2 protein-coding genes are annotated in these 2,342 nt (G+C 70.8%); both read right to left on the bottom strand.

Annotated features, from left to right (window positions below; genetic code table 11):
• A partial coding sequence (locus tag GOALK_RS05475) for a signal peptidase II (protein ID WP_006357803.1) occupies nucleotides 1-276 on the bottom strand: 276 nt, incomplete at its 3' end.
• Entirely contained in the window at nucleotides 273-2,273 is a 2,001-nt protein-coding gene (locus GOALK_RS05470; RefSeq protein ID WP_005193676.1) for a heavy metal translocating P-type ATPase, read from the bottom strand. The genes GOALK_RS05475 and GOALK_RS05470, both read right to left, overlap by 4 nt.
• Between the last annotated feature and the right edge of the window lie 69 nt (nucleotides 2,274-2,342).

Raw genomic sequence — 2,342 nt, 5'->3', positions numbered from 1 at the left:
CCAGGAGGTGACCGCGACGATGAAGGTGATGATTCCGGTGACTGTGGGCAGCACCCATGCCGGGGCATCGGCGGCGATCGAAAACGCCGCGCCCGGATTGAATGCCAGCCGCAGCTGCACCGGCCCCGTTCCGATGACTGCGCCGTCCGCGAGCGCGCTTGTGGCCCATGCCTTGACGGCCAGATCGGTGGCCGCGAGTCCGACAGCGACGGCCAGCAGCCCGCACCGCCGTGTGAGGCGTACGCGGCGGTGCGCCACCGGAACCGCGGTGATCACTGCCCGACCGTCACTACGGACGGAGTCCGCTGGCCAGTTCCGGTCCTCGCCCGGGCTAGCGCTTTGACCCGGCCGGCGCGGACTCCGTTGGCGATGACGACGATCTCGGCGAGTTCGTGGACGGCGACGACGGCGGCGAGGCCGAGTATCCCGAACAGCGCGAGAGGGATGAGGATCGCGATCAGGGCGAGGGACAGGCCGACGTTCTGCAGCATGATCTTCCGGGCGCGGCGGGCGTGATCGAGTGCCTGCGGGAGGGTGCGGAGGTCTTCGCCCATGAGGGCGACGTCGGCGGTTTCGATCGCTACGTCCGATCCCATTGCGCCCATGGCGATGCCGAGGTCGGCGGTGGCCAGGGCGGGAGCGTCGTTGATGCCGTCGCCGACCATCGCGGTGAACGAGTTCGTTCGGAGGTCGCCGATGATGCGGGCCTTGTCTTCGGGGCGGAGGTCGGCGTGTACGTCGTCGATGCCGGCGATCTTCGCCAGCGCGTTGGCGGTGGCGGTGTTGTCGCCGGTGAGCATCGCGACCGTGGCGCCGATGCGGTGCAGGTGCTCGATTACCGCGCCGGCTTCGGGGCGAAGCTCGTCACGGACGGCGACCGCGCCGATGACCTGACCGTCGTGTTCGATCAGGACGGCGGTGGCGCCGTCGGCCTGCATGGCCGCGACCCGCTCATCGAGCGGGCCGGGCTCGATCCAGTCGGGACGGCCCAGCCGCGCGGGCCGTCCGTCGACGAGGCCGGTCAGGCCGGCCCCGGGAACAGCCTGCACATCGCGCGCGGCGGTGGTCTCGCCGTGGGCGGCGAGGATCGCGCGGGCGAGCGGGTGTTCGCTGTGCGCTTCCAGCGCCGCGGCGACGGCGAGCACCCGCTCCTGGCCCGGAGTGCGGTCGCCCAGGCTGCTCCCGGTGCTAGGAGCAGCGGTGTCGGTGGGGGTGGTGGCGATGTCGACGACGGTGGGCCGGTTCGCGGTCAGAGTGCCGGTCTTGTCGAGGGCGACGGTGCGGACCCGGCCGAGGGCTTCGAGGGCGGCACCTCCTTTGACCAGGACGCCGATCTTGCTGGCGGCGCCGATCGCCGCGACCACGGTCACCGGCACAGAGATCGCCAGCGCACACGGCGACGCGGCGACGAGCACGACCAGGGCCCGTTCGATCCACGTGGCCGGGTCACCGAGCAGGGAGCCGAGGATCGCAATGGCGGCGGCGAAGATCATGATCGCCGGTACCAGGGGCTTGGCGATCCGGTCGGCGAGGCGTTGCGCGTCGCCCTTGCGGGACTGTTCGGCCTCGACGATCTGCACGATCTTGGCCAGCGAGTTGTTCTCCGCCGTGCTGGTGACATGCACGCTCAGGGCGCCGGTGCTGTTGATCGACCCGGCGTAGACCTGCGTGCCGGGTCCGGCTTCGACAGGCACGGATTCGCCGGTGATCGCCGAAACATCCAGTGCGGTGCGGCCTTCGGTGATGGTGCCGTCGGTGGCGATCCGCTCGCCGGGTTTGACCAACATCTGGTCCCCGACGGCCAATTCCGCCGGGGAGACGGTGACCGGGGTGCCGTCGCGGAGCACGGTCGCGGAGTCCGGGACCAGATTTAGTAGCGCCCGCAGCCCGCGGCGGGTGCGGGCGACGGCGTACTCCTCAAGGCCTTCGCTGATGGAGAACAGCACAGCGAGCATCGCGGCTTCGCCGACCTCGCCGAGGATCACCGCGCCGACCGCAGCAATCGTCATCAGGGTGCCGACGCCAATTTTGCCCTTCGCCAACCGGCTCAGGGTCGAGGGGACGAATGTCCACGCCCCGATCAGCAGCGCCACCCACTCCAGGGCGAGCGCGACCGGTTCGGGGCCGCCGGACCAGCTGGTGATGTACGCGGCGAGCAGGAACACCGCGGCCGCGGCGGCAGCCTGCAGCTCCCGCACCTGCCACCAGTGCTCCGGAGCCTGCTCGTCCTCACTGGCCGGTTCGTCGTGCCCGCATCCGCATGCGTCGCTCATCGCCGCACCCCCGCCTTCGTGTCGCCCGTTGTGCAGCAGGAGGTGGTGGCGTCGGTGCCGTAGTTCGGG

The organism is Gordonia alkanivorans NBRC 16433, assembly GCF_000225505.1.
Classification (GTDB): domain Bacteria; phylum Actinomycetota; class Actinomycetes; order Mycobacteriales; family Mycobacteriaceae; genus Gordonia; species Gordonia alkanivorans.
The sequence above is the reverse complement of the archived record's forward strand: the minus strand, read 5'-3'. Positions and strand labels throughout refer to the sequence as shown.